Source organism: Mesorhizobium sp. C416B, assembly GCF_030323165.1.
GTDB lineage: Bacteria > Pseudomonadota > Alphaproteobacteria > Rhizobiales > Rhizobiaceae > Mesorhizobium.
Genome location: NZ_CP100471.1, coordinates 2,999,970 through 3,026,516, shown reverse-complemented (window position 1 = coordinate 3,026,516; position 26,547 = coordinate 2,999,970). Strand labels below are relative to the sequence as shown.

Below are 26,547 nucleotides of genomic sequence, written 5' to 3'. Positions count from 1 at the left end.
CCGCCGCTAACCGAGGCGGCGTTGTCGAGGCCATGAAGCGTCGGGCGCTTACTGCCCAGCGCTCATCTCGGCTTCGGACGACTTTTCCGAGTCGCTCTTGTACGAGCTTTCGCAATAGGGCGTGCAGGACATGGTCTGTACCGAGGCGCGCCTGTAGATACGCACGGACGACGCGTCCTGGCGCACCACGGTCACTTGCTCGTCGACGATCGGGCTGCCATCGTGGTCGAGGACAACCAGGTTGGTGACGCCGAACCCCTTGCCCGTCAGCACGATCGTCGATGCATCCTGGACGGAAGCGTCGGCAATCGCCGGATTGCCGACGACTATGGTGTCGGCGGGGCGTGTCAGTTTGACGATCTTGGCCTGGTTCATCGTCACTTCGATGCCGGCTCCGGCCTTGGCCGGCAGCACAAAAGCCGGGACGGCGAGAAGCGCGACAAGCAGGAATGACGATTTCATGGCAGTCATCAAGGCGCTCCACGGCGGCAAAACTTGTTCAACGGAACATGAAGGAGATTGGTGAACCAACGGTTAAACCGATCGGCGCAGGGATATTCGCACCAATCTTGCTGCCAGCTAATATAATAATGCGTCCTGCCGATGGCCGTGAATTTGCAGCTTTCGCGGCCTTTTCACAGGCAGGCGAGCTAGTGTCCAGCGTTTAGTTTACGGTTAACCACACAGGCTGTTCGAAGCGGGAAAGGAATCGGTAAGGCTGTTTATTAAGCCGATTGAAAGAGCTTCTCCGTAGATTGGCAGCATCCGATCAACCACCACAGAAGTTGACGGAAGTGCTGTAACACGTGGAGTAGGAGCTCTCGAATGTCTAATCTCATCGCACGTTTCGCGAAGGACGAATCCGGCGCGACCGCTATCGAATACGGTCTGATCGCCGCTCTCATCGCGCTTGCCATCATGGTTGGCGCTGGTTCGCTCGGCAATGCCCTGAACAACAAGTTCACCACGATCGCCGGCAAGGTGACTAATTCGTAATACCCTTGGTTGCTTTAGAGATAGGGGCCGCCTGATTGGCGGCCCCTATTTCATCGCGTCGAGCGATTTTGAGTACCCAGTCTCATCGATCGTTAATCGTATATGTCTAGGCTGAGGCTGGATACAGTTGGCAACAGGGTGCCGCGCCCATGCTCGAAGCGTTGATCTTCGTCGTCTTTCCTTTTTGCATGCTCTTCGCCGCGACCTCCGACATGCTGTCGATGACGATCGCCAACCGCGTACCGGTGCTGCTACTGGCGGTGTTTGTCCTGGTTGCGCCGCTGACGGGCATGGACTGGGCAACCTATGGCTGGCATTTCGCCGCCGGCGCCTTGGTGCTGGCAGTGACGTTCGGTCTGTTTGCACTGGGCGGCATGGGCGGCGGCGACGCCAAGCTGCTCGCCGGCACCGCCGTCTGGATGGGGTTCAACACTCACCTTGTCGAGTATCTCGTGATCTCAGCGTTTATCGGGGGACTGCTGACGCTCGCCATCCTCCTCTACCGGAAATCGCCGCTGGCGATCTACACCAGCCACAGTCCATTCCTGCGCCATTTCGCCGACGACACGACCGGCGTTCCCTACGGCATTGCACTCGGCATTGGCGGGCTGCTAACCTATCCGGACTCACCCCTGATGGTATGGGCGCTGGCAAGGCTGGCGATCTGAGACAGCAAGCCTTCCTTGCCGCTCCTGCATCGATCTGAAAAGAGGCGGCTTGGCCGCCTCTTTTGTTGGTCGGAGCACGGGTCCATCCAATTTATGTAAACCTTAAATTAATCACGATCGTAAGCATTGTATTAACCTTGTTTTGACGATTGCCGCTGCAAAGTCCGGCCTGGCTAGGTGGTTGCCTAAAGGCGAGGGTTCGGACAGATGCCAGCATCCCGACTGATCATTCTGGGCGTGGCGGTGGCCGCGGCGGGTGGTGCAGGTTATGTTGCCAAGAATATGGTGGCGGTCCCGCCCCAGCAGGTCGTCGTCGATGCCCCGCAGGCGCCGGCCATCGCCTTGCAGGATGTGCTCGTGCTTTCCGGCGACGTGCCTATGGGAAGCCCGCTTGAAAACAATCTCAGCTGGGAGTCCTGGCCGTCCGATGGCATCAATGCGAATTTCATCACCCGTGCCGCCGAACCCGAAGCGCGGGAGAAGCTGAAGGGCTCCGTCGCCCGCATGGCGATGTACACCGGTGAGCCGCTGCGGCGCTCCAAGCTGATCGGCGAGGGGCAGAGCTTCATGTCTTCTATCCTGCCCACCGGCATGCGTGCCGTCGCCACCGCGATCTCGGCGGACACGTCGGCAGGCGGCTTTATCCTGCCTAACGATTTTGTCGACGTCATCATGACCCGCAGATCCGACACCGGCAACGGCGGTAGCGGATTCACCACCGAGACCATCCTCAAGAACATCCGCGTCCTGGCGATCGATCAAACCATCCAGGAGGACGAGGAAGGCAAGAAGACCAGGGTCGGACAGACGGCGACGCTGGAGCTGACGCCGCAGCAGGCCGAGATCATCACCGTCGCCCAGCAAATGGCCGATCGCCTGACGCTGGCGCTGCGCTCGATCACCGACAACAAGGAAAAGGGTACCGATGAAGCCGACTACCTCGTTTCCGGCAATGGGCGGCGCGGAACGGTGCGGTTGATCAAATCGGGCGAAGTTTCCGAAGTAGGGGCAAGGAAATGAGGTTACTCGCTAAACTGCCGGTCACCATGGCTGCGGCCATCGGCCTGCTTTTTCTCGGAGCCCATGCAAGTGGCCTCGTCGACGCCAAGGCCGCCGGAAAGAGCGCCCGGGTCATGGCCTCGACCGCCACGCAACGTGTCAAGCTCGGCCTCAACAAATCGGTGGTCATCGATCTGCCGAGCGATGCCTACGACATTCTGGTCGCCAACCCTGCGGTCGCCGATGCGGTGACCCGCACCGCAAGGCGGATCTATCTGTTCGGCAAGTCGGTGGGCGAAACCAACATCTTCGTCTTCGGTCCCAATGGCGAGCAGATTGCCAGCCTGGATCTGGCCGTCGAACGCGACGTCGCCGGATTGGAAGACTACCTCAAGCGCTTCCTTCCGAATGCCGAGATCAAGGTCGAATTGCTGAACGACAACGTCGTCCTGACCGGGGTGGTGGACACGCCGCTCGATGCCAAGCGCGCCGTCGATCTGGCAACCATCTTTGTGTCCGGCGGTGAAGCGACGACCGGCCAGTATTCGCAGACCGCGGCCGGCGGCAATGCTAATGGCGGCGTCGACATCAACAATCCGGATGCCGAACGCCGGGTCTCGAAGATCGTCAACCTGCTGCAGATCATCGGCGACGACCAGGTGACGCTGAAGGTGACCGTGGCCGAAGTCAGCCGCTCGGTGATGAAGCAGCTCGGCGTCAACATGGTTGGCAGTGGCGGCAGCAACGGTATCAGCTACGGCGCAATCAGCGACAATTTCACCGGCCTCGGCAAGCAGCTGTCGAATTCGGGCTTCAATATCGGCTCCTCGGGGCTGCAGGCCTATATCAACGCCATGGAGCAGTCCGGGGTCATGAAGACCCTGGCCGAGCCGACCTTGACCGCCGTATCAGGCGAGAAGGCGACCTTCAAGGTCGGTGGTGAATACAACATGGTGAGCAGCGTCAGCGCGAACGTATCCACCGACAACCAGACTGGCCTGAAGACCTATACTCTCGACAAGATCGAGTACGGCATCGGCCTGGAATTCCAGCCGGTGGTGTTGTCTCCCGGTCGCATCAGCCTGAAAGTCAGAACCTCGGTTTCCGAGCCGACAACGGAGGGATCTGTGTCGCTCTCCTCAGGCGTAACGAGTCCCGGCACGAACGTCCTGTCGCTGCGCAAGCGTCTTGCCGATACGACGGTGGAATTGCCCTCTGGGGGCTCCATGATGATCGCCGGCCTGGTTCGCGACGATGTCAGGCAAGCCGTCAACGGCTTGCCTGGACTGACAAAGATTCCCGTGCTCGGGGCGCTCTTCCGCAGCAGGGATTTTGTGCGCAACGAGACCGAACTCGTCATCATCATCACCCCCTATCTGGTGAAGCCGGTGGCACGCAACGACCTCGCCAAGCCGGACGACAATTTCAACGCCCCGAGCGATGGGGCCGGCATGTTCCTTGGCCGGGTCAATCGCGTCTACGGCACCATGCAGACCGACAAGCCCAACGGCCGTTATCACGGTGTTGTCGGCTTCATCTATAAGTGAGCGGGGAAGTGGACATGTCTCAGTCAGCATTGAAGGCAAGCACGTTCGCTACAACGATGCGTGCCGGGCGTTCGCGGATCTGCCGGCGAGCCGTCCCAGTCCTGGCGGTTGTGGCGGCAGCGCTGCTGGCCGGCTGCGCCCATCGTGACAGCATCACGGTAGGCGCCATTCCGGACGATTATCGCACCACGCATCCGATCGTGATCGCGGAGAAGAACCAGAAGATCGACCTGCCGGTCGGCGCTGGCGACCGCGGTATGACCGGCTCCCAGCGCGATACGCTTCTGGGTTTTCTGGATGGCTATGACAGAAGTGCCGCCCCGACGCTGACGATCCAGATACCGAGCGGATCGGCCAACGAGGTCGCCGCGACGGCCGCCGGTCGCGATTTCGCCAGGCTGGCGGTTGCCAGCGGCATCAAGCGAAACCGGATCGTCGTGACCTCCTACCAGTCGGTTTCCCCCGAAGCCTCGGCGCCTATCCGGGTCTCCTATATTTCGGTGAGAGCCCAGACCGACAAATGCGGGCGCTGGCCCGCAGACATTCTCGAGTCTTCGGAAAACAAGCACTACGCCGATTACGGCTGCTCATCTCAGAACAACCTCGCCGCCCAGCTTGCCAATCCGGCCGATCTGCTCGGGCCGAGAAAGTCGTCCGATATCGACGCCGAGAACCGCGGCGCGGTGATCGACGTCTATCGCGGCAGAGGTATTTCGGACGAGTTCCTCGGCAATTCGGAAGTGACGTACTAGGAGCGCCGGTCCCGCGTAGAGACTGGAAAGAGAAGTCACGGAAAAGAGCATGACGATGAGCAATCTTGCCTACGACACGCCCGGAGACGGCCGCGACAGCTCGCAATCGGATGTTGCCGCGATGCAGGCGCTGCGGCCGGTGCCACGTATTTCGATCCAGGCATTTTGCGAGACGGAAGGTGTCGCGCATCCGGTGGAGCGGGCCGGCGAGGATCGCCGCATGGCCAAGGCGCATCTGAAAGTGCATATGGGCGGCATCGCCACGGCGATCGAATTCTACCAGTCGGCGCCGACGCCGAACCTGATCCTGCTGGAATCGCGCAGCGAACCGAAGCAGTTGCTGGAGCAGCTTGCCCAGCTTTCAGAATATTGCGATCCCTCCTCCAAAGTCGTGGTGGTCGGCCACTACAACGATGTCGGTCTCTACCGCGAACTCATTCGCTTCGGTATTTCCGAATATGTCATCGCACCGGTGTCGATGGCCGATATCGTCTCCGTGGTGTCATCGATCTTCGTCGATCCGGAAGCCGAGCCGATCGGCCGCTCGATCGCCTTCATCGGCGCCAAGGGCGGCGTCGGCTCCTCGACCATCGCCCACAATGTAGCGTGGGCGATGTCATCGCTGTTCAAGTCGGAAGTGGTCGTCGCCGATCTCGACCTGGCTTTCGGGACGGCCAACATAAATTTCGACCAGGACCCTGTGCAAGGCATCGCCGAAGCCGTATTTTCGCCCGAACGCGTCGACGAGGTCTATCTCGACCGTCTGCTTGCCCAGTGCGCCGAACATCTGTCGCTGCTCGCCGCGCCCTCCACACTGGAACGTGTCTATGATTTCGATCCCGATGCCTTCACGCAACTCATCGATACCGCCCAGCGCAGCGTGCCGCTGCTGGTGCTCGACGTCCCCCATATCTGGACGGGCTGGACCAAGAACACACTGATCAAGGCAGACGAGATCGTCATCACGGCGACGCCGGAATTGGCCAATCTGCGCAACACCAAGAACCTGGTCGATATGCTGACGAGGCTTCGCCCGAACGATCCGCCGCCGAAGCTGATCATCAACCAGGCCGGCGTGCCGAAACGGCCCGAGATTTCCGCTTCCGACTTCGCCGAGCCGCTCAGCCTCACGCCGATGTCGGTCATCGCCTTCGACCCGTTGTTGTTTGGAAATGCCGCCAACAACGGCCGCATGCTGGGCGAGATGGATGCCAGGAGCCCGGTCGTCGGCATGATCAACGAAATCGCGCATGTCCTGACCGGTCGAAGCGAAATCAAGGCCAGGAAGAAGGCAGGCCTTGGCGGCCTGCTCGGCAAGCTCTCGCGTAAGAAGAAATGACGCTCCCCTCCAAATCAAGAAGTAGAGCATGATGTCGTTCGAAAACCGCTTCGGCATCATGTCCTGGACGGAATTGGTAGTCGATCATGTTTGGTAAAAGAGGCTCCGACGACGGCGGCCGGTTCACCCCGGAGTTCCGTCAGCCAGCACCGGCGCCAGCGGCGCCGGCCACTGCAACGCCTGCGGACATGGCGGTACTTGCCCGGCCCGCGGCAGCGCCGCCTGGAGCGCCGGGAACCCCGCCAACTCGCCGTGTCGTTGAGGCGCCGTCGATGGCGCCGGAGCCGCCAAAAAAGATCCAGCGCGAAAAAAGTGAAACCTACTACGACACCAAGAGCCAGGTCTTCTCCGCGCTCATCGACACCATTGACCTGTCGCAACTCGCCAAGCTCGATCCCGAGAGCGCGCGCGAGGAAATCCGCGATATCGTCAACGACATCATCGCCATCAAGAATTTCGCAATGTCGATCGCCGAGCAGGAAGAGTTGCTCGAGGACATCTGCAACGATGTGCTGGGCTACGGCCCGCTGGAGCCGCTGCTCGCCCGCGACGATATCGCCGACATCATGGTCAACGGCTCCAAGAACGTCTACATCGAAGTCAATGGCAAGGTCGAACAGACCGGCATCCGCTTCCGCGACAATCAGCAGCTGCTCAACATCTGCCAGCGTATCGTCAGCCAGGTTGGCCGCCGCGTCGACGAATCGAGCCCGATCTGCGACGCCCGCCTGCCCGACGGCTCCCGCGTCAACGTTATCGCCCCGCCGCTCTCCATCGACGGCACCGCGCTCACCATCCGCAAGTTCAAGAAGGACAAGCTGACGCTCGATCAACTGGTCAAGTTCGGCGCCATCTCGCCGCAGGGCGCCGAGATCCTCAAGATCATCGGCCGCGTCCGTTGCAACATCGTCATCTCCGGCGGTACCGGCTCTGGCAAGACGACGCTGCTCAACTGCCTGACCAACTATATCGACCGCGAGGAACGCGTCATCACCTGCGAAGACTCGGCCGAACTGCAACTGCAGCAGCCGCACGTGGTGCGTCTCGAAACCCGCCCGCCCAATCTCGAGGGCGAAGGCGAGGTGACAATGCGCGACCTGGTCAAGAACTGCCTCCGCATGCGGCCCGAACGCATCATCGTCGGCGAAGTGCGCGGACCGGAGGTTTTCGACCTGCTGCAGGCGATGAACACCGGCCATGACGGGTCGATGGGAACGATCCACTCCAACAGCCCGCGCGAATGCCTGAACCGTATCGAATCAATGATCGCCATGGGCGGCTATTCGCTGCCGCAGAAGACCGTGCGTGAAATCGTCGTCGGCTCCATCGATGTCATCATCCAGGCAGCACGCCTTCGCGATGGCTCGCGCCGCATCACCCACATCACCGAGGTGATCGGCATGGAAGGCGACGTCATCATCACGCAGGATATCGTGCTCTACAACATCAAGGGCGAGGACTCGAATGGAAGGCTGCTTGGCGAGCACGTGTCGACCGGCATCGGCCGTCCGCATTTCTGGGATCGCGCCCGCTACTATGGCGAGGAACAGCGCCTCGCCAATGCGCTGGAATCGATGGAGAAACGCGCTGACTGACGCATATCGAGGTTGGAAGCAATTCCAGGAAAAGTGTGAAGCGGTTTTCCCGGGAAAAGCGCGTAGCGCTTTCCCTTGGGAATTGCGTCAAAGCAAAGCGATAGCGCATATCGCCGTTTCCTTGAAACGGCGATATGCGCTGGGGACCGAGGTCGATGTTCGGAATTGACACCACCGTACTGGCGTTCATCGTGCTCGCCGGCTTCAGCGCCGGTGCGGTCGCCTATGCCTTCCTGTTCACCAAGATGAGCAACGAGAAGCAGGCCGGCAAGCGGCTCGAGACGATCAAGGCCGCCGAGACCGATCGTTCGGTCGTCAAGGCTTCGCGCGACCGTGTCGCGGAGGCGGTCAAGCGGCGTAAATCTGTCCAGGACACGCTGAAACAGCTCGACGAAAAGCAGAAAACCAACGAACTCGCGGTCAAGAAGCCGCCGTTAAAGGCCCAGATTCGTCAGGCCGGCATGCAGGTCTCGATCGAGCGTTTCTATATCTACTCCGTCATTTGCGGCATCGCGCTGACGGTGCTTGCCTATCTCGCCGGCGCGCCGCTTCTGGTCCTGCCGGGCGCGCTGCTGGCGGGGGCGCTCGGCCTGCCGCGCTGGTTCGTCTCGTTTCGCCGCTCGCGCCGGGTCAAGGCGTTCCTCAACGAATTTCCCAACGCCCTCGACATCATCGTGCGCGCCGTCAAATCCGGCCTGCCGCTCAACGACGCCATTCGCCTGATCGCCAGTGAATCGCCGGAGCCGGTCAAGACCGAGTTCCGCCGGATCGTCGATTCACAGCAGATTGGCATGTCCATCCCCGATGCCACCTTGCGCATGGCTGAAACCATGCCGTGCAGCGAGGCAAGCTTCTTCGGCATCGTTATTCAGATCCAGTCACAGGCCGGCGGTAATCTCTCCGAGGCGCTTGGCAACCTGTCGCGCGTGCTTCGCGATCGCAAGAAGATGAAGGCCAAGGTCCAGGCGCTTTCCATGGAAGCCAAGGCGTCGGCCGTCATCATCGGCGCGCTGCCTTTTGTCGTCGCCCTTCTCGTCTATCTGTCGAGCCCGAACTACATCATGCCGCTGTTCACCACCAGCACCGGCAATCTGATCCTCGGCTGTTCCGGCGTCTGGATGTCGATCGGCATTCTGGTGATGCGCAAGATGATGAACTTTGAAGTTTAGGCCGACCTTGGAAAGCTCGAAACGAAAAGACTGAAAACGAATGACCGACCAAGTCGTAAAATCGCTGACCGATCCTGCCTTCCTGATAGCGTTGCTGGTTGGCATTGCGGTGTTCGCGACCGTCTTCACGGTGCTGCCGGCCCTTGGTGGCAATCAGCTCAAGACGCGCATGAGATCGGTGGCGCTGGAGCGTGACGAATTGCGCGCCAAGCAGCGCGCGCGGCTTGCCAATGAAGCCGATCGTCGCCGCAAGGGGCTGCGCGAAGAGCAGTCGATCGGCATGCGCAACATCGTCGACAGGCTGGACCTGCGGCGTGCGTTGGCCGATGAAGGCACGTTGCAGAAGCTCAAGGTGGCGGGCTTTCGTGGCCAGAACCCGCTGACGCGCTTCCTGTTCTTCCGCCTGATCCTGCCTTTTGTCGGTTTCGCGCTGGCAGCGATCTATCTGTTCGTGCTCGGCGGACTGCCGGACCGGCCGGCCTTCGTGAAACTGTTCGTCTGCATCCTTGTCGCCTACGCGGGTTTCTACGCGCCGATCCTTTACGTCAACAATCGTGCCGCCAAGCGCAAGCAGTCGATCCAGGCGGCGTGGCCGGATGCGCTCGACCTGATGCTGATCTGCGTCGAGTCGGGCATGTCGGTCGAGGCTGCCTTGCGCAAGGTCTCCGAGGAGATCGGTTCACAGTCGGTGGCGCTGGCGGAGGAATTCGTGCTGACCAACGCCGAACTCTCTTATCTGCAGGAGCGCAAGCAGGCTTATGAAAACCTCTCGGCTCGTACCGGCCTGGAATCGGTCAAGTCAGTGTCCCAGGCACTGGTCCAGGCGGAACGCTACGGCACACCCGTGGCGCACGCATTGCGCGTGCTGGCCTCGGAAAGCCGCGACATGCGCATGAATGCCGCCGAGAAGAAGGCCGCCGCCCTGCCGCCGAAGCTTACCGTGCCGATGATCCTGTTCTTCCTGCCGGTTTTGTTCGCCATCATTCTGGGCCCGGCCGGCATCCAGGTCAGCCAGCGCGGCATCTTCGGCGACCAGCACAGTTCCTCAAGCCAGTAGGCCTCGTTGCGGCCATACAAAGTGCCGCATTGCCATGCAGTGCGGCTCTTGTTTTTTCAGCTTTGATATGGGGACGGATTTTGCGCTGTGCGGGGCCGGCGCCCATGCGGCGCTCAGTTGGTCGCCGGCTTTGCCTTGTCCTGATCCTTGAGTTGGCTCCAGGCGTTCTGCTGGGCAAGCATCTGGCGAAGATAGGCTACATTGGCTTGCGCCTGTTCGGGCGAAAGCTCCTGCGAGGCGATCTTCTCGGCCTCGTCGAAGCGGCCCTGCAGTCCCACGACCAGCGCAAGGTTCTGGCGCACCCGGCTGTCGGCATTCGGTTGCTGGGCTGCCGAGCGCATATAGGTCTCGGCGGTGCGCAGATCGCCTTCCAGCACATAGGACATGCCGAGATTGGAAAGGATCGAGGGTTCGTTCGGCTTGAGGTCCAGCGCCTTGCGGTAGTTCTGGCGCGCTTCATCCTTCTGGCCAAGCTGGTCGAGAATGGCGGCCTCGGCCGACATCAGCCGCCAGTCCGGATATTCCGGTGTCTGCGCCCGGCGCACGGCGTCGAGCGCCGGCTCGAACTGGCCGTTGGCGGCCAGCGCCTTGCCGTAGGCGGCAAGCACGTCGCGGTCCTTGGGGTAGGCGATCGCCAGCTTGCGCATCACGGCAAGCGACTGGTCGGCATCGCCGTCCATCTGGAGCGCCGCCGCAAAATTTGTCGCCAGCCGCTTGTCGTTGGGGTTCTTTGCGTAGGATTCGCCCAGCCGCCCGGTCGCCCCGTGCAACTCGCTGGCCGACATGGTCTCCAGCGGTTTGCCGCTGGTGCGCCCGATCGAGCCGGTCGTGAGCTTGCTGGTTCCGCACCCGGCAACACCGGCCGCCAGCGCCATCAGCAGTGCCGTGGTGACCAACCGTTTGCCCGTGACGTTCATCCTGCGGTTGGTGGGCATCGGCACGGGGCTCTCCATTCCTGCGCGTGGCCATTCACGTGGCCATCTTCATCCCCGCAGAAATATTCTGTTAACCCTAACAGACAGTTAAAAAGTGAGCCGTCGGATCGGTGAACGGCCCGCCGGAAGCCACTGGCCTGGCACGTCCCATGCCCGGCTCTGTGCATAGATGTTGAAATCATTCGACGTCCCTGTCACTTGACTGAGGACGATCTGCAAGCCTCCCGGAGACCATCGAATGCCTGTCGAACTCATCGAGACACTAAGCACTGCCTTGCCGGTCCATCTGGTCGCGAGGGATGGACTGGAGGCTTTGGCGCTTTCGCCTTCCACGATCGCATGGGCGGCCGCCAACGGCTTTTCCGGCGAAGCCGGCAGGACGCTGGCCCTGCCCGGCGACAACGGTTCCCTTGCCGGCGCCTTGTTCGGCGTCGGTGATGGCGAGGGGGCGCTGGCCGTCGGCATGCTGGCGAGAGCCTTGCCGGAAGGCGACTGGCATTTTGCCGCCGCTCCAGCCGAGCCGGAACTCGCGGCCATAGCCTTGGTGCTCGGCGGTTACGTCTTCACTCGCTACGGAAAGAAATCAGGCAAGACGCTGCGTTTTGCGCTGCCGCTCGGCGTAGATGCAGGACGCGTCCGGCGCATCGCCGACGGCGTCTTCCTGGCGCGCGACCTCGTCAACACGCCGACCAGCGACATGGGACCGGACGAGTTGGAGAAGGCCGTGCGGACCCTGGCGGCCACTCACAAGGCCGAGGTGTCGGTGATCAAGGGGGATGATCTCCTGAAGCAGAATTTCCCGATGATCCATGCGGTAGGCCGGGCCTCGGTCGGAGCGCCGCGACTGATCGACATGGTTTGGGGACCGGAAGGCGCGCCGAAGGTGACGCTGGTCGGCAAGGGTGTCTGTTTCGACACTGGCGGCCTCGACATCAAACCGTCGTCGGGCATGCTCTTGATGAAGAAGGATATGGGCGGCGCCGCCAATGTGCTGGGCCTGGCCTCGATGATCATGGCTGCCGGGCTGAAGATCCGGCTGCGCGTCCTGATCCCGGCGGTCGAGAATTCGATTGCCGGCAACGCCTTCCGGCCTGGAGATGTACTGACCAGCCGCAAGGGCCTCACCGTCGAGATCGGCAACACCGACGCCGAAGGGCGGCTGGTGCTGGCCGATGCGCTGGCGCTGGCCGATGACGAGGAGCCGGAACTGCTGATCGACATGGCGACGCTGACCGGGGCAGCGCGTGTCGCGCTCGGTCCCGATCTGCCGCCTTTCTACACTGGCGACGAAGCGCTGGCGTCCGAACTGGCTGCGGCCTCGGTGGCCGTCGAGGATCCGTTGTGGCGCATGCCGTTGTGGCGGCCCTATGACGCCAGGCTGGCGTCGAAGATCGCCGACATCAACAACGTCACCACCGACGGCTTCGCCGGTTCGGTCACCGCGGCGCTTTTCCTCAAGCGCTTTGTCGAACGGACAACGGGCTGGGCGCACTTCGACATCTTCGCCTGGAACCCGTCCGATCGCCCCTACGGACCCGCCGGCGGAGAGGCGCAAGGCATCCGTGCACTGGAGCGGGTCATTTCGAGGCGCTATGCCTGACGCCCTGAGACGGCCACCAAAACTGAAACGGAACCGAAACAATTTGCCGTCATGCTCGGGCGATGTCGATTTCGATGCGTCCGAGCCAGGCGATGCGGCTGTGGCAGCAGGTGATGCTGTCGCAGGTGCGCGCCGGCGCGCCAGATCTCACCATGCGCCAGACGGCGATCCTGTTCACCATCTATCTCGACCCGCCGCCGCACACGGTGCGCGGTCTAGCCGCCCGCCTCAATGTCACCAAGCCGGTTATCACCCGCGCGCTCGACACGATGGGTGCGCTGAAACTGGTGTCACGCCATCGCGACGAGCTCGACAAGCGCAATGTGCTGATCCGGCGCACGGTCGAAGGCGCGCTCTTTGTCGAGCGCTTCGGGGATGGTATCGTTGCCAGGGCTCATGAACTGCCCATCTGATCAATCCATGAATTAGAACGAGTACCGATTTGACTGCCAGGGATGCCCGCCTCCACGCCTTCCGTTCCGACCTCGCCGATGCAAGGCTGAAAGGGAAGGTTTCGGCCGATCGCTTCGTCACCGGCCGTCCGGCTCGGATCACAGCCTCCGTGGCTGACGTGCGCAAGGCACCGCGCCCGGATGCCGGCGTCAACACGCAGGTACTGTTCGGCGACGATGTGCTTGTCTTCGAGGAAGCCGAGGGATGGGCCTGGGTCCAGGCCGAACGCGACGGCTATGTCGGCTACGTCGGCGCCACCATGCTGGGCGGACGCGAGCATGCGCCAACCCACATCGTCACGGCGCCGCGCACCTTCCTCTATCCTGGCCCGGATCTGCGCTTCCCGATCAGCGGCCAATTGTCGATGGGCTCGACGGTGACGGTAACCGGTGCCGCCGAAACGCGCGGCACGCACTATGCGCTGTTGCCCTCCAGCGAGGCGCTGATCGCCGGCCATATTTGCCCGGTCAGTGACATCGCCGCCGACTATGTCTCGGTCGCCGAGATGTTTCTCGGCACGCCCTATCTCTGGGGCGGCACCTCCGGCTTCGGCATCGACTGTTCGGGCCTTGTGCAACTGGCCATGCGCATGGCCGGCCGCAATGTGCTGCGTGATTCCGACATGCAAGCGGCAGGCCTCGGCGAGCCGCTCGATCCGGGATTCGATTATGCCGGACTGAAACGCGGCGACCTGGTGTTCTGGAAGGGCCATGTCGCGATCATGACCGACGCCGAGACAATGATCCACGCCAACGGCCACACCATGCTGGTCTCGCGCGAAGGGCTGAAGGATGCGGTTGATCGGATTGGGTATCTGTATGGCGGGCCGACTGGGTTTCGGCGGCCCTAGCGCCTCTTCCTCGCCCGTTCACGGGGAAAGGTGCCCGAAGACGGATGAGGGGCGACGCCAGCGACTGAAAGGTCGCGCTGCGCCTCACCTGCCTGCCGGCATCCTCTCCCCGTAAACGCGGCGAGGGATAGCTCACCCGATCACCTTTTGTTCCGATTTTCCTTGGCGATCGCGCGCCATCGCGCTACCTCTTTCGCGTGACCGAGCAGCCGCGCCTTGCCAAACAGAATGCCGCCGTCCTTCTGCCCGAACCATTCATCAGATGGTTCGGCGAAAAAGGCTGGTCGCCGCGCGCTCATCAGATCGAGCTGCTGGCGAAGGCTCAAGCGGGGCAATCGATGCTCTTGATCGCGCCGACCGGCGCCGGCAAGACGTTGGCCGGCTTCCTGCCGTCGCTGACCGAACTGGCCAACCGTCCCAGGCGTAAACCCGGTCAGGCGCGGCGCGGCATCCATACGCTCTACATTTCGCCGCTGAAGGCGCTGGCCGTCGACATCGAGCGCAATCTCGGCAAACCGGTCGCGGAGATCGGCCTGCCCGTTACCATCGAGACGCGCACCGGCGACACGCCTTCCCACAAGCGGCAGCGCCAGAAGCTGGCGCCGCCCGATATCCTGCTCACCACGCCCGAGCAATTGGCGCTGCTGATTGCGGCCGGCGATGCCGGGCGCTTCTTCGAGGATTTGCGCTATGTCGTGCTCGACGAGTTGCATTCGCTGGTGACATCGAAACGCGGCCATCTGCTGGCGCTCGGGCTGGCGCGGCTGCGCAGCATCGTGCCCGGCCTGCAGACGATCGGTCTGTCGGCAACGGTGGCCGAGCCCGACGAATTGCGGCGCTGGCTGGTCAGCCAGAATCCACCGGGAGACATGGCTGAACTCATCGTCGTAACCGGCGGCGCGAAGCCCGAAATCTCGATCCTCGATTCGGAAGAGCGCGTGCCATGGGCCGGCCATTCGGCGCGCTATGCGACGCCGGAAATCTATCGCGAGATCAAGCGCCACAAGACCACCCTGCTGTTCGTCAACACTCGCAGCCAGGCCGAGCTGCTGTTTCAGGAATTGTGGCGGGTCAACGAGGATACCTTGCCGATCGCGCTGCATCACGGCTCGCTCGATGTCGCCCAGCGCCGACGCGTCGAGAAGGCGATGGGGGAAAACGCGCTCCGTGCCATCGTCGCCACCTCGACGCTCGACCTTGGCATCGATTGGGGCGATGTCGATCTGGTCGTCCATGTCGGCGCGCCCAAGGGCGCCAGCCGGCTGGCGCAGCGCATCGGCCGCGCCAATCACCGCATGGACGAGCCGTCGAAGGCGATCCTGATCCCGGCCAATCGTTTCGAGGTGCTGGAGTGCCGGGCAGCGCTGGACGCCAACTACCTCGGCGCCCAGGATACGCCGCCGCTGGTCGATGGCGGGCTCGACGTGCTGGCGCAGCATGTGCTGGGCTGCGCCTGCGGGGCGCCGTTTCGCGCCGACGATCTCTACGAGGAAGTGCTGACAGCAGCGCCCTATGCCAGCCTCGACCGGCCGACATTCGACCGCGTCATTGATTTCGTCGCCACCGGCGGCTACGCACTGAAGAACTACGAGCGCTACGCCCGCATCCGCCTCAACAAGGACGGCATGTGGCGGGTCTCCAATCCCCGCGTCGCGCAGCAATATCGGCTGAACGTCGGCACCATCATCGAGGTGCCGGCGCTCAATGTGCGTTACGTCAAGGCCGGCAGCAAAGGTTCGGCTTCGCACGGCGGCCGGGTTCTGGGCAAGATCGAGGAGGCCTTCCTCGAAACGCTGACGCATGGCGACACCTTCATGTTTGCCGGCAAAGTCCTGCGCTTCGAAGGCATCCGCGAGAACGAATGCTTCGTCTCGAATGCGCCGGGAAACGACGCCAAGGTGCCTTATTATGGCGGCGGCAAATTTCCGCTTTCGACTTACCTCGCCGAGCAGGTGCGCGCCATGCTGGACGACCCGCAGCGCTGGAAGAAGCTGCCCGAGCAGGTGTCGGATTGGCTGCGTTACCAGGCCGACAAATCGGTATTGCCCAAACGCGACGACCTCTTGATCGAGACCTTTCCGCGCGGCAACCGTCACTATCTCGTCGCTTATCCTTTCGAGGGCAGGCTGGCGCACCAGACGCTCGGCATGCTGCTCACCCGCCGGCTGGACAGGGCCGGCGCCAGGCCGCTTGGCTTCGTCGCCACCGACTACGCATTGGCCATCTGGTCGCTGGGCGATATGGGCGCGATGTTCAAATCGCGGAAACCTTCGCTTGGCGCTCTGTTCGACCAGGACATGCTGGGCGACGACCTCGAGGCTTGGCTGGCCGACAGCTGGCTGCTCAAGCGCACCTTCCGCAACTGCGCGCTGATTTCAGGCCTGATCGAGAAGCGCCACCCGGGACAGGAGAAAAGCGGCCGCCAGGTCACCGTCTCGACCGATCTGATCTATGACGTGCTGCGCAGCCATGAGCCCGACCACATCCTGCTGCAGGCGACGCGCGCCGACGCGGCGACCGGTCTGCTCGATGTCAGCAGACTTGCCGACATGCTCTCGCGTATCCAGGGTCGAATCGTGCATAAGGCACTCGAACAGATATCGCCGCTGGCCGTGCCGATCATGCTCGAAATCGGCAAGATGCCGGTGAACGGCGAGGCCGACGAAACGCTGCTGATGGATGCCGCGACTTTGGTCGAGGAAGCCATGGGTCCTGGGATGGTTGAGGAATGAATTTTTCGCTGGCGCGGGCATCGCTGATCGCCGAGGCCGACTTTGTCGGCATCGGGGGCGAGCGCGCGATCTGTGATTCGCGCGGCGTGCTCTATTTCCCCGATCTGAGGCTGCTCGCGGTCTCCGACCTGCATCTGGAAAAGGGCTCGTCCTTCGCCAGGCGCGGCGCACTGATCCCGCCCTACGATACCGGCGCCACTCTGCTCCGGCTGCAGGCGGTAATCGCGGACTACCAGCCGGCCATCGTCATCAGCCTGGGCGACTCCTTCCACGACGGCGGCGGCGCCGAGCGCATGCATCAAACCTTCCGCGATCGGCTGGAAGCATTGATGGCCGGCCGCGACTGGTTCTGGGTCGCCGGCAACCATGACCCGGAAGCGCCGGCGGATTTGCCCGGCGAGACGGTGCGCGAACTCGCCATCGGCTCGCTGCTGTTCCGCCACGAGCCGTCGAAGATAAGAACCGAGGGCGAAGTTGCCGGCCATCTTCACCCTTGCGCCCGCATCGTCCAGCAGGGCCGCTCGGTGCGGCGGCGCTGCTTTGCCGGCGATGGCGGCCGCATGATCATGCCGGCCTTCGGCGCTTATACCGGCTCGCTCAACGTGCTCGACCGCGCCTATGCCGGCCTGTTCCGCCGCGAGACGTTGATGGCCTATATGATGGGCGCCGCGCGCATCTTCGCCATTTCCGGTTCGATGCTGCGGCCGGGCTAAGTTTCTACGGTATAAGCACGGTTGCGCCTGTCGTCTGCCGTGCCTCGAGCCGGCGATGCGCCTCCGCCACTTCGGCAAGCGGCATGCTTGTGTGCACCGGGATTTTCACTGCGCCGCTGAGGACGACGCTGAACAGATCCTCGCTCATGGCGACGACGTCCTCACGCCTGGCGAGATGATGGAACAGCAACTGCCAGGTGGCGAACAGCGAACCCTTTTGCATCAAAAGCATGATGTCGAATGGCGGGATCGACCCCGACGCCGTGCCGTAGCTGACGAAGGTGCCGAACGGCCGCAGGCAGTCGAGTGAGGCGGGGAAGGTCGCGTTGCCGACGCCGTCATAGACGACGTGGCAGCCTTCGCCGTTGGTGACCTCTTTCACCCGTGCGGCGAAATTCTCTTTGCTGTAGTCGATGACATGGTCGCAGCCATTGGCGCGCGCAAGTTCGGCCTTTTCGGGTGAACCGACCGTGCCGATGACGGTCGCGCCGAGATGTTTGGCCCATTGCGTCAGGATGAGGCCGACGCCGCCCGCCGCGGCATGCACCAGGATGGTATGGCCCGCCTCGACGCGAAACGTGCGGCGCAGCAGATATTGCGCCGTCAGCCCTTTCAGCATCATCGCCGCACCTGTCTCGAAATCGATGGCGTCGGGCAGATGCACGACGAAATGCGCGGGCACGATGCGTTCTTCGGCATAGGCGCCGAGCGTCTCGACATAGGCGACTCGGTCGCCAGGCGCGAAGCCGCTGACGCCTTCACCGACGGCGACGATTTCGCCGGCGCCTTCATTGCCGGGAATGAATGGCAGAGCGGGCGGCGCGTATTCGCCGGTGCGAAAATAGATGTCGACGAAGTTGAGGCCGACCGCCCGGTTGCGCACGCGCACGTCGCCCGGTCCGGGCTGGCCGATGTCGACATCTTCGTAGGCGAGCATATCTGGCCCGCCATGGCGGTGAACACGGATCGCTTTCATGGTTTTCTTCCCTGCGCTGTTTCTCTTGAGTGTGAGATAGCGCGTGGCGAGATATCATTGTAGACTGATACCTATGACATCAGAGTTCAAACAAAATGATATCTGAGCAGATCGGCCTCGACCTTCTCCGCACCTATGTCGCGGTCTGCCGGCAAGGTAGCCTGAGCAGGGTCGCCGCGCAGACCGGCAAGACCCAATCGGCGATGAGCATGCAGATGCGCCGGCTGGAGGGCCTGCTCCAACGGCACTTGTTCCAGCGCACCGGCCGCGGTGTCGTACCGACTGCGGCGGGAGAGCTCTTTCTGGGATACGCGACCCGCATCCTCGCTCTCGGCGACGAAGCGGTGGCGCGTCTGCAGCAGGCTAGCATTGGCGGCGGCGTGCGTATTGGTCTTGCCGAAGAGGTCACCACGGCCGCGCTTTCGGCCGCGCTTGGGCGGCTGCATCGCACCTATCCCGACATCAGCCTCGACGCGATGGTCGAGCACAGCGTCGCGCTGGGACGGCTGTGGAGCGAGGACGCGTTGGATGTCATGATCGCGCCGACATCCGTCGTCGCGGCCGATGCCGTGACGACATGGAACGTCGAACTGCAGTGGGTCTGCGCCCAGGACTATGTGCTGGACCATGACCGGCCACTCGATCTCGCTGCCTTCGGCGCAACCTGCCCTTGGCGCAGGCGGATGATCGAGGCGCTGGTCGCCGCCGGCCGGGAGCACCGGATCGTCCTGTCGTGCCAGAGCGTCACCGGCCTTCAGGCCGCCATCGAGAACGGACTGGGCGTTGGACTGCTTCCGCCCGAATCCGTGCGCACCGCTTCGATGCGGGTGCTGAAGACGTCAGCCGGCCTGCCCGAGCCGCTCATGGTCCAATACGGCCTTTACGCGCACGACCGCAGGACAGCTGTAATCGATGCCGCGATCGAAATCCTGCTTAAGGATTTGCCGGCGGCGCCACGAGCACGGGCCGCCTGACGGCGGGACGCTCTACCGGCCGTAATAGAGGGTGACGGTGTGCTTGGCCTCGGCGAAGAACAGCCAGCGCTCGACCAGCATGCCGGCGAACTGGACGGTTGCCGCAAGCACCGACAGCACCGCTGCGAATGGCCAGGGCAAAGCGAATAAGACAGAAAGCAGCAGCAGGGCAGGCAAGGCGAAAGCCAGCAACTGCGTGATCAGCCGCAGCTTTGCACCGTGCTTGCGGGCGATGCGAAAGCCCATTTCCTTGAGCAGGTAGTTCTCCTCGGTGTGCGGCCATTCCAGCGAGCGCACCGTCCCTCCGGCGAGGCCTGTCGCCGTGTTAGCGGTGGTCGCGATCTCCAGCGCGTCATTGTATCGCCACGTCGCCAGCTTCCAGCCCCAGCCGAGCAAGGTCAGCAGCAGGGCGGCTACCGCAACGGCGGTCGGGCTGATGGCGAAAGCCTGCAGCAGCGCGTTCAACAGCACGCTGCCGGTCATCGCCGAAAAGATGAGATAGCCCGGCAGCGTATACGGGCTATGCCACTGCGCGATCGGCTTCAGCGAGGCATAGATCATGCCGGTGGTGCAGACGGTGACGATTGCGCCGATAGTTGCGAGAAACCCGGCGATGGCCATCCAGCCTCCGGTGCGGCCAAAAAACACCCAGCCGATGCCGAACAGCCCGGCGGGAATGAAGGTCGCGACCGAGGCCACGCCTTCGCGCGACAGCCAGGAACTGCGCCATTGCGAGAAGGCGCGCCATGCACGTTCGGGGCGGCCGAGATGGCCGGTCGAGGACAATAGGCCGGCGGCGATCAGGCCGAGCGACAGCCCCATGCCGATAAGGCCGAGCCAGAAATGGGCCGGGATAAAACCCAGTCCGCCAAGCACGCCAAGCAGCGCCAGCAGCCCGTAGCCCGCTCCTGTAGCAGTGGTGAAGAAAACGACGGAAAAGGCTGGATGCATTGGTCAGTTCGAAAGCATGCGGTCGATCCAGCCAAGAAAACCGCCTTCGACCGTGACTGGCTCGAGCCTTGGCACCGGCACCGATGCGGCGCGCTGGGCGCGCGGCGGCAGATATTTGTTGGTCGGCTTGTAACCCATCTCCGGCATCAGGTCGACGCCGCCACGCTCCGCCACCAGTTGCGAGACAGCCGACGAGGGATCGCCGAGATCGCCGAAATGCCGGGCGCTGGTCGGGCAGGCGGCAACGCAGGCCGGCACGCGGTCTTCCTCGGCCAGATTGTCATTGTAGATGCGATCGACGCAAAGCGTGCATTTCTTCATCACGCCGACATCGGTGTCGAATTCGCGCGCGCCATAGGGGCACGCCCAGCTGCACAGTTTGCAGCCGATGCATTTGCTTTCGTCGATCAGCACGATGCCGTCCGACGCCCGCTTGTAGGACGCGCCGGTCGGGCAGACAGTGACGCAGGCAGGCGTCTCGCAATGCAGGCAGGAGCGCGGAAAGTTGACCGTGCGCCCGCCCGCCTCGGTCGTGTGCTCGTAGCTGTGCACGCGGTTGAACCAGACGCCGTCGACATGGCCGCCATAGGGGTCGATGTCGGTCAGTGGCGCCATGTGGCCGCCGGTGTTCCACTCCTTGCAGGCGGTGACGCAGGCCTGGCAGCCGACGCAGGTGTCGAGGTCGATGACCAGGCCAAGCTTCTTGTCTGTATGGGCGGGAAGGCAGGTCATTCCACGGCTTCCCTATTGACGCGGAACTCGGCGCCGAAGCGAAGGATGTCGGGCGAAGGCTCGACATTTGGCGGCTGGCTGAAACGCTCGAATTGCGGTTCGGTGAAGCCGGCTTCCTCATCAGAGCATTTGACGATGCGTACTCTGAGGTCGAACCACGCCGCCTGGCCGGTCACCGGATCGGAATTCGAATAGCGTTTGCTTTTCGCGTCAGCCGATGTCTGGTCGCCGATAATGTGGTTGAGCAGGAAGCCGCGATTGCTCTCGGCGGCGTTGTCCTTAAGCCCCCAGCTGCCGCGCCTTTTGCCGATGGCGTTCCATGTCCAGACCGTATCCGCATTGACGCCGTCGACCAGCTTGATCTGCCCCTTAACCCTACCGTTGATGCTCTCGATCCACACCCAGTCGTCGTCGACAAGACTGAGATCTGCCGCGGTCTTGTGGTGCACGAACAGGCGGTTCTGACTGGTGATTTGCCGCAGCCACGCATTCTGCGAGCCCCAGGAATGATACATGTGCATAGGCCGCTGCGTCAGCGCATGCAGCGGGTATTTATGCGGATCGACGGCGGCCTCTTCGAACGGGGTAAACCAGAACGGCAGCGGATCCATATAGGTCTCGATGCGCCGGCGTTCGCTCTCGGGCGGCTGGACGCGACCATGACCGCGCGCGGCGAGGCGAAAGCGCTGCATCGGTTCGCAATAGAGCTGGAACACGATCGGCTCGGCCTTGGGGATGAACCCCATCTGCTCTGCGAAGTCGAGATAGGAGCGGTTGGCCATCTTGTAATAGCGCTGGTCCTCAGCAAAATCCTGGTGCCAGAAGCCGCCATTGCCGATGTAGCGCTGCAACTGGTCGGGATTGACTTCGCCCTTGCCGACGGAAGTGCCGTCCTTGCCGCGCCAGCCGGCCAGCGGGCCGATGCCCGGCGTGCGTTCGTGATTGACGATGTAGTCGGCATAGTCGGCATATCTGGCCGAGCCATCGTCCTCGACGAAGCCGGGCAGGCCAAGCCGAGCGCCAAGTTCGATCAGCACCGATTGGAACGGCCTGACATCTCGGTCCGGTTCGACCACCGGATGGCGGATCGCGTCGCCCGGCCCGTCGGCATGGCTGATCGGCCGGTCGAGCAGGCTGATGCAGTCGTGACGTTCGAGATAGGTGGTGTCGGGCAGCACCAGGTCGGCGAACGGCACCGTCTCGGAATAATAGGCGTCGGAATAGATGATGAAGGGGATCTTGTAGTTACCCGCTTCGTCATGGTCGGTGAGCATGGCAATGGTCTCGACGGTGTTCATCGAGGAATTCCACGCCATGTTCGACATGTACATCATCAGCGTGTCGATTGGGTACGGGTCACCGGCCCACGCATTGCGGATGACCGTATGCATCAGCCCATGCGCGGCGAGCGGCGCATCCCAGGAATAAGCCTTGTCGATGCGCAAAGGCGTGCCGGCCTCGTCGACCAGGAGATCGTCCGGCCCGCAGACGAAGCCGAGCGGCATGCCGTCGAGCGGCGTCATCGGCCTGACCACCTTGCCGGCCGGCTTCGGTCCCGGCGGCGCCGAGCGCGGGTAGGGGGGCTTGAAACGGAAGCCGCCGGGCACGTCCACCGTGCCGAGCAGCACCTGCAGCAGGTGGATGGCACGGCAGGAGTGAAAGCCGTTGGAGTGGGCCGAGATGCCGCGCATGGCATGCATCGACACCGGCCGTCCCTTGATCGTCTCGTGCCGCCGTCCGGCCCAGTCGGTCCACGCAACCGGCAGTTCGATCGTCTGTTCGAAGGCGACGTGGGCGAGTTCGGCGGCGATCCGGCGGATGGTGTCGGCCGGAATGCCGCATCGTGCCGCGACCGCATCTGGTGCGTAGCTGTCGTCCATGTAGCGGTCGGCGATAAGCCGAAACACCGACACGCAGCGGCGACCGGCGAACGTGAAGCTGCCCGTCAGCGCCGGCTTCGCATCCGCATCGGCTGCGTTGACGGTTGTCTTCGCCACTCTGTCCCACGCGAGAAGATTGTTGTCGCTGTCGCGCAGGAACAGCCCGTCATCGGCCGCGCCCGGCTCCTGGATGACCAGCACATGGGCGTTGGTGTAGCGGAGCAGATAATCGAGATCGATGCGGCCTGCCTTGAGCAGTTCGTGGATGAGGGCGAAGACGAAGAGGCCGTCGGTGCCGGGCCGGATCCCGATCCAGTCGTCGGCAATCGCGTTGTAGCCCGTGCGGCACGGGTTGATCGACACCACCTTGGCGCCGCGCGCCTTGAGTTTACCCAAGCCGATCTTGATCGGGTTGGAATCATGGTCCTCGGCGACGCCGAACAGCATGAAGTATTTCGTATTGTCCCAGTCCGGCTCGCCGAACTCCCAGAACGAGCCGCCGATCGTGTAGAGCCCGCCGGCCGCCATGTTGACCGAGCAGAAGCCGCCATGGGCGGCGAAGTTCGGCGTGCCGAACTGGCTCGCCCACCAGCCGGTCAGCGACTGCGACTGGTCGCGCCCGGTGAAGAAGGCGAGCTTTTTCGGATCGGTTCGGCGGATATTCGATAGCCGCCCGGTCGCAATCGAAAGGGCTTCCTCCCATTCGATCTCACGGAATTCGCCCGAGCCGCGCGGGCCGCTGCGCAACAGCGGCTTCTTCAGCCGCGCCGGGCTGTAGTGCTGCACGATGCCGGAGCTGCCCTTGCCGCAGATTACGCCGCGGTTGACCGGATGGTCCTTGTTGCCGTTGATGTAGCGCACCTTGCCGTTCTTGATATGGACGTCGATGCCGCAGCGGCAGGCGCACATATAGCAGGTGGTCTTGGCGATGCTGTCGGAGACATCGGGCGAGGTGTCGACGCCGTCGCCTTCATCCGGCGCGCGCGTGTCGGCAAGCGGCCGTTGCGACGGTGCGGAATTGGCCCCGCGCGGCGCAGCTGGGTTCATGATGCCGGCGTGCTTTTGCTACCTGCGAATTTGGCCCGCGTCTTCGGTCCGGGGCCACGCATATAGTGTTCTTCAGGATGATAGCGGTCGCCGGCCAGCCGCCGCCTGAGGCCACGGGTCCAATGCGCAAACAGGGATCTGAACCGCCCGATCATTTTGTTGGCTGCGATTTGGTGGCGAATTTTTTCTAACTTTGGCAGAAAAAGTAGAATAAACCTATCGATCCGTCTAATTAGTTGTTCTTGTAAATTCGATCGGAATTGGTTCTTAATGCACACATGACGCTGGACCAGTTGCGCATTTTCGTTGCCGTTGCCGAACGCGGCCATATGACCAAGGCGGCGGAGCTTTTGGGCATCTCCCAGTCGGCGGCGTCGGCGGCCATCCGCGCGCTCGAAGAGCAGCATGGCGTTCATCTGTTCAACCGTGTCGGCCGCAACATCGAGCTGGCTCAGACCGGCCACCGTTTCCTGCCCGAGGCCAAGGCGGTGCTGGAACGCGCCGCCGCCGCCCGAAATGTGCTGGAGCATGTCTCGCAGACGGTCGCCGGCAGCCTGTCGATCGCCGCCAGCCTGACCATCGCCAGCTACTGGCTGCCGCGCAGGCTGGCCTCTTTCCACGAGGCCTACCCGGCGGTGCGCTTAAGCGTCAGCATCGGCAACACCAGGCAGGTCGAGGCCAATGTGCTCGACGGCACCGCCGATCTCGGTCTGGTCGAGGGGCGCACCGAGTCAGACATCCTCCGCCGCACCAAGGTCGACGTCGACAGGTTGATGCTGGTCGTCGCCGCCTCGCATCCCGAAATCGCCGAGATCGCGCCGGGCCGCCCGGATATCAGAGGGCTGCGCTGGATCATCCGTGAGGGTGGTTCGGGCACGCGCGAGGTGCTGGAGGACCTGGCCCGCCGCGAGGGGATATCGCTTGGCGACCTGCAGATATTTCTGGTGCTGCCGAGCAACGAGGCGGTTCGCCAGGCGGTCGAGGCCGGCGCCGGTGCCACCATCATCTCGGACCTCGTCGTCGGACGCGCCGTCGCCGAGGGCAGTCTCCGGTCGGTGCCGCTCGAACTGCCGAAGCGCGACTTCGCCATGATCACCCATCGTGACCGCCAGGCAAGCCTGGCCCAGATGGCGCTCAAGGCGCATCTCGGCGCTGGAGCCGTCAGCAATCCGGCGTAAGCGATCAGGCGAACTTCCGCTGCGCATCCAGCGCCAGGCCAAGGCCGACCGAGCCGAACATGTCACCCTCGATAACGGCGGCTTGCGGCACCAGCGACAGGATTTCACGCCGTGCCAGCGGGATCGCGGTCGAACCGCCGGTGAGGAATACGGCGGTGATCGCAGAGGCCGTTATGCCGGCATCGGCAATCGTCTGCCGCACCGTAGCGGACACCCGCTCGATGTCGGCTGCAATCGTTTTCTCCAGGCCAGTGCGCGTGATCTCGGCTGCAAAACGCGCGCCGGGCAGCGCCACCGTCACATCAGCCGAAGCCTGATCCGTCAGCGCGATCTTGGCTCGTTCGACGAGGCCGGCCAGCGCATGGCCGTAACGGTGCTCGACAATATGGATGAAGCGGTCGACTAGGTCGGCGCGGACGGCCTCGAAGCGGACTTGCCTCAGATGCGTCATCGCCTTGGCGGTGTAAACGAGGTTGATGCGTTGCCACGTCGCGAGATCAATGAAATAGCTCGCCGGCAGGTTGCGCTTGCCGTCTTTTGTCGACGTCAGATAGCCGAGCTTGGGCATGACATGGGCAATGCTGAGCAGCCGGTCGAAATCGGTGCCGCCGATATGGATGCCGCGGTTGGCCAGGATATCGTCCTTGCGGTCGCGTGAGCGGGCGCGTTGCGGCGAAACGCGCACGATCGAGAAGTCGGACGTGCCGCCGCCCATGTCGACGATCAACGCCAGTTCCTCGCGCTTCACGTCCTGCTCATAGTCGAGCGCTGCCGCGATCGGTTCGAACTGGAAGGCGATGTGCTTGAAGCCTTGCGCGCGCGCCGCTTTTTCAAGCTCGCTTTGCGCCTTGGCATCGGCTTCCACATCGTCGTCGACGAACTGCACCGGCCGGCCGAGCACAACGTTCTCCACCGGAGCGCCGGCGTCTTCCTCAAGCCGCTTCTTCAAATGGCCGACGAACATGCCGACAATGTCGATGAAACCGATCTGCCGGGCCTTGATCCGCGTCTTCTCATGCGCCAGCGAACTGCCGAGCACGCTCTTCAGTGACCGCATCAGCCTGCCCTCGATGGCGTCGGTATAGTCGGCAATGGCGCGGCGGCCGAAATAGGTGTGACCGTCCTCGAAGTTGAAGAACACCGCACTTGGCAATGTCGGCTGTCCGCCTTCCAGCGCCACCAGCCGTGCCTGGCCGTTGCGGATCACGCCCACCGTGGAATTGGACGTGCCGAAATCGATGCCGCCAAATGCCTGGTGCATTGCAGCCTCCTGTCATTGGGCCGTCGCTGTGGCAGGCGTCGCAAGACGCGCGCCGTCCAGAGGCCGGACCGTTCTGCCGAATGATTGTGCGTGTAACCCGAGGGTTGGGAGGCGGCGGTCTATCGCAAGACTGAGAAAAGGGG

The 26,547-nt window shown here is 63.0% G+C and carries 24 protein-coding genes; 16 read left to right on the top strand and 8 right to left on the bottom strand.

Annotation, left to right across the window (positions count from 1 at the left end; all coding sequences use genetic code 11):
* Window positions 1–48 precede the first annotated feature (48 nt).
* Window positions 49–471 carry a pilus assembly protein N-terminal domain-containing protein gene (locus NLY43_RS14770; RefSeq protein WP_023681988.1) on the bottom strand — a complete coding sequence of 141 codons (423 nt, stop codon included), beginning with the start codon at window positions 469–471 and terminating at the stop codon, window positions 49–51.
* Between the two features lie 354 nt (window positions 472–825).
* On the opposite strand from NLY43_RS14770, the gene NLY43_RS14765 reads away from it, so the two are divergent.
* The 9 genes from NLY43_RS14765 (at window position 826) to NLY43_RS14725 (ending at window position 10,122) form a co-directional block, all read left to right on the top strand.
* On the top strand, window positions 826–996 hold the full coding sequence (locus NLY43_RS14765) for a Flp family type IVb pilin (RefSeq protein ID WP_023669585.1): 171 nt from the start codon (window positions 826–828) through the stop codon (window positions 994–996).
* Between the two features lie 149 nt (window positions 997–1,145).
* A complete protein-coding gene (locus tag NLY43_RS14760) occupies window positions 1,146–1,664 on the top strand; it encodes an A24 family peptidase (protein WP_023669586.1) in 519 nt (172 codons plus the stop codon).
* A gap of 207 nt (window positions 1,665–1,871) precedes the next feature.
* Window positions 1,872–2,684: a Flp pilus assembly protein CpaB gene (gene cpaB, locus NLY43_RS14755; protein ID WP_023669587.1), complete on the top strand. Its 813-nt coding sequence runs from the start codon at window positions 1,872–1,874 to the stop codon at window positions 2,682–2,684.
* Entirely contained in the window at window positions 2,681–4,210 is a 1,530-nt protein-coding gene (locus tag NLY43_RS14750; RefSeq protein ID WP_023669588.1) for a type II and III secretion system protein family protein, read from the top strand. The genes cpaB and NLY43_RS14750 overlap by 4 nt, the downstream gene beginning before the upstream one ends.
* A 14-nt stretch (window positions 4,211–4,224) precedes the next feature.
* Window positions 4,225–4,962, top strand: coding sequence for a CpaD family pilus assembly protein (locus NLY43_RS14745; protein WP_023711428.1), 738 nt, complete (start codon window positions 4,225–4,227; stop codon window positions 4,960–4,962).
* A gap of 55 nt (window positions 4,963–5,017) precedes the next feature.
* Window positions 5,018–6,301 carry a CpaE/TadZ family protein gene (locus tag NLY43_RS14740; protein ID WP_023711427.1) on the top strand — a complete coding sequence of 428 codons (1,284 nt, stop codon included), beginning with the start codon at window positions 5,018–5,020 and terminating at the stop codon, window positions 6,299–6,301.
* 86 nt (window positions 6,302–6,387) lie between these two features.
* Window positions 6,388–7,896 (top strand): TadA family conjugal transfer-associated ATPase, encoded by a 1,509-nt coding sequence (locus tag NLY43_RS14735; protein ID WP_023711426.1) that lies wholly within the window; start codon window positions 6,388–6,390, stop codon window positions 7,894–7,896.
* 155 nt (window positions 7,897–8,051) lie between these two features.
* On the top strand, window positions 8,052–9,065 hold the full coding sequence (locus tag NLY43_RS14730) for a type II secretion system F family protein (protein WP_023711425.1): 1,014 nt from the start codon (window positions 8,052–8,054) through the stop codon (window positions 9,063–9,065).
* A gap of 40 nt (window positions 9,066–9,105) precedes the next feature.
* Window positions 9,106–10,122 carry a type II secretion system F family protein gene (locus tag NLY43_RS14725; protein ID WP_023692560.1) on the top strand — a complete coding sequence of 339 codons (1,017 nt, stop codon included), beginning with the start codon at window positions 9,106–9,108 and terminating at the stop codon, window positions 10,120–10,122.
* A gap of 113 nt (window positions 10,123–10,235) precedes the next feature.
* Here NLY43_RS14725 and NLY43_RS14720 read toward each other — a convergent pair whose 3' ends face one another.
* Window positions 10,236–11,057: a tetratricopeptide repeat protein gene (locus NLY43_RS14720; RefSeq protein WP_023669594.1), complete on the bottom strand. Its 822-nt coding sequence runs from the start codon at window positions 11,055–11,057 to the stop codon at window positions 10,236–10,238.
* A 238-nt stretch (window positions 11,058–11,295) separates the two neighbouring features.
* Here NLY43_RS14720 and NLY43_RS14715 point away from each other — a divergent pair, with 238 nt between their 5' ends.
* The 3 genes from NLY43_RS14715 to NLY43_RS14705 all read left to right on the top strand — a co-directional run bounded on the left by NLY43_RS14715 (window position 11,296) and on the right by NLY43_RS14705 (window position 13,960).
* Entirely contained in the window at window positions 11,296–12,657 is a 1,362-nt protein-coding gene (locus NLY43_RS14715) for a leucyl aminopeptidase family protein (protein ID WP_023711424.1), read from the top strand.
* Between the two features lie 62 nt (window positions 12,658–12,719).
* Window positions 12,720–13,070, top strand: a complete 351-nt coding sequence (locus NLY43_RS14710; protein ID WP_023669596.1) for a MarR family winged helix-turn-helix transcriptional regulator — start codon at window positions 12,720–12,722, stop codon at window positions 13,068–13,070.
* A gap of 29 nt (window positions 13,071–13,099) precedes the next feature.
* Window positions 13,100–13,960, top strand: a complete 861-nt coding sequence (locus tag NLY43_RS14705; RefSeq protein WP_023711423.1) for a C40 family peptidase — start codon at window positions 13,100–13,102, stop codon at window positions 13,958–13,960.
* A 140-nt stretch (window positions 13,961–14,100) separates the two neighbouring features.
* Here NLY43_RS14705 and NLY43_RS14700 read toward each other — a convergent pair whose 3' ends face one another.
* Window positions 14,101–14,259 carry a hypothetical protein gene (locus tag NLY43_RS14700; RefSeq protein WP_286461061.1) on the bottom strand — a complete coding sequence of 53 codons (159 nt, stop codon included), beginning with the start codon at window positions 14,257–14,259 and terminating at the stop codon, window positions 14,101–14,103.
* Here NLY43_RS14700 and NLY43_RS14695 point away from each other — a divergent pair.
* Both NLY43_RS14695 and pdeM read left to right on the top strand, forming a co-directional pair.
* Complete coding sequence (locus tag NLY43_RS14695) at window positions 14,203–16,692, top strand: ligase-associated DNA damage response DEXH box helicase (RefSeq protein WP_286461037.1); 2,490 nt, start codon at window positions 14,203–14,205, stop codon at window positions 16,690–16,692. The genes NLY43_RS14700 and NLY43_RS14695 overlap by 57 nt on opposite strands.
* Complete coding sequence (gene pdeM / locus NLY43_RS14690) at window positions 16,689–17,405, top strand: ligase-associated DNA damage response endonuclease PdeM (RefSeq protein WP_023711422.1); 717 nt, start codon at window positions 16,689–16,691, stop codon at window positions 17,403–17,405. The genes NLY43_RS14695 and pdeM overlap by 4 nt, the downstream gene beginning before the upstream one ends.
* A gap of 4 nt (window positions 17,406–17,409) precedes the next feature.
* Here pdeM and NLY43_RS14685 read toward each other — a convergent pair whose 3' ends face one another.
* Complete coding sequence (locus tag NLY43_RS14685) at window positions 17,410–18,381, bottom strand: quinone oxidoreductase family protein (protein ID WP_023688710.1); 972 nt, start codon at window positions 18,379–18,381, stop codon at window positions 17,410–17,412.
* 95 nt (window positions 18,382–18,476) lie between these two features.
* Here NLY43_RS14685 and NLY43_RS14680 point away from each other — a divergent pair, with 95 nt between their 5' ends.
* Window positions 18,477–19,355: a LysR substrate-binding domain-containing protein gene (locus NLY43_RS14680; protein ID WP_023711421.1), complete on the top strand. Its 879-nt coding sequence runs from the start codon at window positions 18,477–18,479 to the stop codon at window positions 19,353–19,355.
* Between the two features lie 12 nt (window positions 19,356–19,367).
* Here the strand turns inward: NLY43_RS14680 and NLY43_RS14675 are convergent, their stop codons facing one another.
* The 3 genes from NLY43_RS14675 to NLY43_RS14665 are packed head-to-tail and all read right to left on the bottom strand — an operon-like array spanning window position 19,368 to window position 23,965.
* Entirely contained in the window at window positions 19,368–20,306 is a 939-nt protein-coding gene (locus tag NLY43_RS14675) for a dimethyl sulfoxide reductase anchor subunit family protein (RefSeq protein ID WP_023688708.1), read from the bottom strand.
* Window positions 20,307–20,309: 3 nt separating this feature from the next.
* Window positions 20,310–21,038 (bottom strand): 4Fe-4S dicluster domain-containing protein, encoded by a 729-nt coding sequence (locus NLY43_RS14670; RefSeq protein WP_023711420.1) that lies wholly within the window; start codon window positions 21,036–21,038, stop codon window positions 20,310–20,312.
* Window positions 21,035–23,965 carry a molybdopterin oxidoreductase family protein gene (locus tag NLY43_RS14665; protein ID WP_023711419.1) on the bottom strand — a complete coding sequence of 977 codons (2,931 nt, stop codon included), beginning with the start codon at window positions 23,963–23,965 and terminating at the stop codon, window positions 21,035–21,037. The genes NLY43_RS14670 and NLY43_RS14665 overlap by 4 nt, the downstream gene beginning before the upstream one ends.
* 278 nt (window positions 23,966–24,243) lie before the next feature.
* Here NLY43_RS14665 and NLY43_RS14660 point away from each other — a divergent pair, with 278 nt between their 5' ends.
* Window positions 24,244–25,143 (top strand): LysR substrate-binding domain-containing protein, encoded by a 900-nt coding sequence (locus tag NLY43_RS14660; RefSeq protein WP_023711418.1) that lies wholly within the window; start codon window positions 24,244–24,246, stop codon window positions 25,141–25,143.
* Window positions 25,144–25,147: 4 nt separating this feature from the next.
* Here NLY43_RS14660 and NLY43_RS14655 read toward each other — a convergent pair whose 3' ends face one another.
* Window positions 25,148–26,404, bottom strand: coding sequence for an Hsp70 family protein (locus tag NLY43_RS14655; protein ID WP_023713464.1), 1,257 nt, complete (start codon window positions 26,402–26,404; stop codon window positions 25,148–25,150).
* Window positions 26,405–26,547 lie beyond the last annotated feature (143 nt).

Bases quoted from the DNA above. Each gene is read 5' to 3' on its own strand.
- NLY43_RS14765 (WP_023669585.1), top strand. From the start codon at position 826: ATGTCTAATCTCATCGCACGTTTCGCGAAGGACGAATCCGGCGCGACC.
- NLY43_RS14685 (WP_023688710.1), bottom strand. From the start codon at position 18,381: ATGAAAGCGATCCGTGTTCACCGCCATGGCGGGCCAGATATGCTCGCC.
- NLY43_RS14740 (WP_023711427.1), top strand. From the start codon at position 5,018: ATGAGCAATCTTGCCTACGACACGCCCGGAGACGGCCGCGACAGCTCG.
- NLY43_RS14710 (WP_023669596.1), top strand. From the start codon at position 12,720: ATGTCGATTTCGATGCGTCCGAGCCAGGCGATGCGGCTGTGGCAGCAG.
- NLY43_RS14660 (WP_023711418.1), top strand. From the start codon at position 24,244: ATGACGCTGGACCAGTTGCGCATTTTCGTTGCCGTTGCCGAACGCGGC.
- NLY43_RS14760 (WP_023669586.1), top strand. From the start codon at position 1,146: ATGCTCGAAGCGTTGATCTTCGTCGTCTTTCCTTTTTGCATGCTCTTC.
- NLY43_RS14665 (WP_023711419.1), bottom strand. From the start codon at position 23,965: ATGAACCCAGCTGCGCCGCGCGGGGCCAATTCCGCACCGTCGCAACGG.
- NLY43_RS14655 (WP_023713464.1), bottom strand. From the start codon at position 26,404: ATGCACCAGGCATTTGGCGGCATCGATTTCGGCACGTCCAATTCCACG.
- NLY43_RS14745 (WP_023711428.1), top strand. From the start codon at position 4,225: ATGTCTCAGTCAGCATTGAAGGCAAGCACGTTCGCTACAACGATGCGT.
- NLY43_RS14675 (WP_023688708.1), bottom strand. From the start codon at position 20,306: ATGCATCCAGCCTTTTCCGTCGTTTTCTTCACCACTGCTACAGGAGCG.
- pdeM (WP_023711422.1), top strand. From the start codon at position 16,689: ATGAATTTTTCGCTGGCGCGGGCATCGCTGATCGCCGAGGCCGACTTT.
- NLY43_RS14680 (WP_023711421.1), top strand. From the start codon at position 18,477: ATGATATCTGAGCAGATCGGCCTCGACCTTCTCCGCACCTATGTCGCG.
- NLY43_RS14700 (WP_286461061.1), bottom strand. From the start codon at position 14,259: ATGAGCGCGCGGCGACCAGCCTTTTTCGCCGAACCATCTGATGAATGG.
- NLY43_RS14730 (WP_023711425.1), top strand. From the start codon at position 8,052: ATGTTCGGAATTGACACCACCGTACTGGCGTTCATCGTGCTCGCCGGC.
- NLY43_RS14670 (WP_023711420.1), bottom strand. From the start codon at position 21,038: ATGACCTGCCTTCCCGCCCATACAGACAAGAAGCTTGGCCTGGTCATC.
- NLY43_RS14770 (WP_023681988.1), bottom strand. From the start codon at position 471: ATGACTGCCATGAAATCGTCATTCCTGCTTGTCGCGCTTCTCGCCGTC.
- NLY43_RS14715 (WP_023711424.1), top strand. From the start codon at position 11,296: ATGCCTGTCGAACTCATCGAGACACTAAGCACTGCCTTGCCGGTCCAT.
- NLY43_RS14720 (WP_023669594.1), bottom strand. From the start codon at position 11,057: ATGCCCACCAACCGCAGGATGAACGTCACGGGCAAACGGTTGGTCACC.
- NLY43_RS14725 (WP_023692560.1), top strand. From the start codon at position 9,106: ATGACCGACCAAGTCGTAAAATCGCTGACCGATCCTGCCTTCCTGATA.
- NLY43_RS14735 (WP_023711426.1), top strand. From the start codon at position 6,388: ATGTTTGGTAAAAGAGGCTCCGACGACGGCGGCCGGTTCACCCCGGAG.
- NLY43_RS14750 (WP_023669588.1), top strand. From the start codon at position 2,681: ATGAGGTTACTCGCTAAACTGCCGGTCACCATGGCTGCGGCCATCGGC.
- cpaB (WP_023669587.1), top strand. From the start codon at position 1,872: ATGCCAGCATCCCGACTGATCATTCTGGGCGTGGCGGTGGCCGCGGCG.